At 61.4% G+C, this 780-nt stretch carries 2 protein-coding genes; one reads left to right on the forward strand and one right to left on the reverse strand.

Features of this window, described 5'->3' with window-relative positions:
* On the forward strand, positions 1-359 hold a 359-nt coding region (locus NP3_RS46040), incomplete at its 5' end, for a hypothetical protein (RefSeq protein WP_218025090.1).
* A gap of 173 nt (positions 360-532) precedes the next feature.
* Here NP3_RS46040 and NP3_RS50165 read toward each other — a convergent pair.
* The coding region (locus tag NP3_RS50165) for a hypothetical protein (protein WP_218025091.1) at positions 533-780 on the reverse strand (248 nt) is incomplete at its 5' end.

The following is a 780-nucleotide window of genomic DNA, read 5'->3' on the forward strand; positions in this document are numbered from 1 at the left end:
AACCGGTGACTACGAACCACCCACGAGGGTGCGCCGTGGCCCTCGGTGAGCCGAAAGTGAAGCTCTGCCCCCGCTGCACCTATGAGGATGCCGAGCCGAATACCGGCATTTGCCGCTGCTGCACAGCTGATATCGAACGCGCCAGCCGCGCAATCGTTCTCGCGATGCGCGACACCAACACCCGATGTGATCGCGCGGCTGGCTGGTTACAGCGCGACGACGGATCGTGGGCACCGGTTGACAACCACGGGTTCATCGGCCAGCCGTTCGCCTTCACATCCGATGACCTTCACGAGTTCGACGAACACGCCGTGATCACTGTCGAGCCGATCTCGTTCAACGACACGGAGGCGGACTAGGTGTCTACTACTGGACTCGTATGCACCACTGCCGTAGGGGTTTTGACGTTAGGCATCGTGCTCTTCTACGTACTGCCCTACCTTGTCGACCGCCCGGTGCACATCGACGGGGAACGCCCCAGCACCGAAATACTCGCCCGCATCGCTCGCGACCAATGCCACCGCGCACCGGACTACCCGTACAGCGTCGCTGAAGCGCGCCGCGTATTCCGTGCGCGCATCAACTGCGACGCCGACTCATGCGGCGCAAAGCATGAAGCGGTCTGGACTTTGATCGACGCGGGGGTGCTCCGACCGAGCAGCCGTGTCGAGCGGTGATGAGACACTGACACAACGGGCAACGACGACCATACGGAGGCATCGGCGTGGGAAATGATGACCAGATCGGTTTCGATATCGAATTCGATGACAAAACCCAAGC

Source organism: Nocardia pseudovaccinii NBRC 100343, assembly GCF_001613225.1.
GTDB lineage: Bacteria > Actinomycetota > Actinomycetes > Mycobacteriales > Mycobacteriaceae > Nocardia > Nocardia pseudovaccinii.